Raw genomic sequence first — 2,634 nt, forward strand, 5'->3', positions numbered from 1 at the left:
TAATATTTTCCTCGAACTTCTAGACTTAGATTTCTCAAGCCCTAACGGGCTATTTTTTTGAGCCAATTTTTTTTAAATTCCTAAGAAATAAAAAAGCATTCTATAGAAATCGCTGATGCTTTAAATAAAAGTAAAAAGCTGCCATATCCTATTGTATTTAAGTCATTAGCAAAATCTGCTGATCAAATTAAAAGTCTTATGAAGGAAGTAAACTACAATGATAATGTAGCTGGTGTTATTACATGGATGCACACATTCTCACCAGCTAAGATGTGGATTGCAGGCACTAAATTATTACAAAAACCTTTACTTCATTTGGCAACACAATTCAATGAACATATTCCATGGAAAACAATTGATATGGACTACATGAATTTAAATCAAAGCGCTCATGGCGATAGAGAATATGGATTTATCAATGCTAGACTAAAGAAACACAATAAAGTTATCGTAGGCTACTGGGGAAAATCTGAGATACAAAAAGAAATTGCTGACTGGATGCAGGTAGCTGTTGGATATATTTTAAGTCAAGATATCAAAGTTGCACGTTTTGGAGATAATATGCGTAATGTAGCTGTTACTGAAGGAGATAAAATTGAAGCACAAATTCAATTTGGTTGGACAGTTGATTACTTTGGTATTGGTGATTTAATCACTGAAATGAATAAAGTTTCAAAAAAAGATATAGATGATACCTATGAAAAATTTAAAAAAATCTACATTATGGACGTAGGTGAAAATGACCCTAAATTCTATGAAAAACAGGTAAAAGAACAAATTAAAATAGAAATTGCATTACGTAACTTCATGGAAGCTGGTAACTATACTGCATTTACTACAAACTTCGAAGATTTATATGGTATGAAACAATTACCTGGACTTGCAGTTCAGCGTTTGAATGCAGAAGGATACGGCTTCGCAGGTGAAGGTGATTGGAAAACAGCTGCTTTAAGTAGATTAATTAAAATTATGACTGATAATAAGAAAACTGGTTTTATGGAAGATTACACATATGAATTAAGCACAGGAAATGAAAGAATTTTAGGTGCACATATGCTAGAAGTTGATCCCACTCTTGCATCTGACAAGCCTAGAGTAGTAGTTAAGCCTCTTGGTATTGGTGACAAAGAAGATCCTGCCCGTTTAATTTTCAACGGTTCTGTTGGTAGCGGTGTTGCAATATCTATGTGTGACTTGGGAACACATTATCGTCTACTTATAAATGAAGTAACTGCCGTTGAACCTTCAGATGATACACCAAATTTACCTGTAGCCAAAATGGTATGGCAACCAGAACCAAACTTCAGTGATGGGGTTAAATCTTGGATTTATGCTGGCGGTGGTCACCATACAGTTGTGACTTTATCATTATCTGTCGAACAAGCTTATGATTGGAGTCGTATGGTTGATTTAGAGTCAATCATTATTGACCATAATACAAAATTAAGAGATATTATAAAAGAAACTACAAAGTAATTATTTAAATAATGGCGTACTATTATTATACATAAATAATAATAGTACGCCATTATTTTTATATTTTTAATATTTAATGTTCATCAAAGTATCTCTTATGCTAAAATTACTTTATTTCATTTCAACTTTATATTTGCTTCTCAATTCTTTATCAAATTTTGAATATTCATATGCTTGTCTTTCCTGCAATAATCCCATTTTAATAGAATCCTTTACTTCATCATAAGATGCTATAGAAGGTTCAACTTTTTCTTCTACTTTTATAAGATGATATCCAAACTGAGTTTTTACTGGTTTACTGATTATTCCAACATTCAACTTAAATGCAACTTCTTCAAATTCTGGGACCATCTGTCCTCTAGAGAATTCACCTAAATCTCCACCTTGAGCTTTAGATGGACAACTTGAATATTTTTTTGCAGCATCCTCAAAAGACATACCATCTGAAATCTCTTTTGAAATCTTATTTGCTTTTTCTTCACTATCCACTAATATGTGTTTTGCGCTTACTTTTTCAGGTTTTTTGTACATATCTTTATTTGCTTTATAGTAATCCTGAACCTCTTCATCTGCTACACTAACTTGCTTCATAACTTTAGATATAGCTGTTTGGGTTAATATTTCTTTTTTAGCAGATTCAAGAATTTTTAAATATTCTTCATCTTTTTCCAGGTTCATATCTTTAGCATAACTATATGCCAATTCAAAAAATACCATTTCATCAAGCAAATGCTTCTTGCCATGCTCTGTATTTAGTTGATTTCTTTTATCTTGTGGAAATCTATTAATTGCCTGTTGAATATCGCTTTCTTTTATTTCATTTCCATTTACAATTGCTAATACATTATCTTTCATAAGTTATCTCCTTACTATATGTATTTTTTTAATTTACTACACAAATAATTATGCCCTATTTTTCATAAAATTTCTATATTAAAAAAGAGTTTTAGATAAAATCTAAAACTCTTGGTGGCCAGACCAGGAATCGAACCAGGGACACGAGGATTTTCAGTCCTCTGCTCTACCGACTGAGCTATCTGGCCATATATTTATAATTTTATAATTACCTGGCGACTACCTAACCTTCCACAGGGCCACCCCTGCAGTACTTTCGGCACAATGAAGCTTAACCTGCCTGTTCGGAATGGGAAGGAGTGT

1 protein-coding gene, 1 tRNA gene, 1 rRNA gene and 1 pseudogene are annotated in these 2,634 nt (G+C 32.3%); 1 reads left to right on the forward strand and 3 read right to left on the reverse strand.

Annotated elements, in window-relative coordinates:
* Positions 1-87: 87 nt before the first annotated feature.
* Positions 88-1,476, forward strand: a pseudogene (gene araA, locus J2Z42_RS14250) (L-arabinose isomerase); the annotation flags it as partial.
* Between the two features lie 111 nt (positions 1,477-1,587).
* On the opposite strand, the gene J2Z42_RS14585 reads toward araA, so the two are convergent.
* The 3 genes from J2Z42_RS14585 to rrf form a co-directional block, all read right to left on the reverse strand.
* A complete protein-coding gene (locus tag J2Z42_RS14585) occupies positions 1,588-2,331 on the reverse strand; it encodes a peptidylprolyl isomerase (protein WP_245331640.1) in 744 nt (247 codons plus the stop codon).
* Positions 2,332-2,443: 112 nt separating this feature from the next.
* Positions 2,444-2,519, reverse strand: a tRNA-Phe gene (locus tag J2Z42_RS14260).
* A 22-nt stretch (positions 2,520-2,541) separates the two neighbouring features.
* Positions 2,542-2,634, reverse strand: a 5S ribosomal RNA gene (rrf, locus tag J2Z42_RS14265); the annotation flags it as partial.

This window comes from Clostridium algifaecis, from assembly GCF_017874415.1.
In the GTDB taxonomy this organism is placed as follows: domain Bacteria; phylum Bacillota; class Clostridia; order Clostridiales; family Clostridiaceae; genus Clostridium_B; species Clostridium_B algifaecis.

Excerpts from the sequence above, each read along its gene's own strand:
- J2Z42_RS14585 (WP_245331640.1), bottom strand. The coding sequence starts at position 2,331 with ATGAAAGATAATGTATTAGCAATTGTAAATGGAAATGAAATAAAAGAA.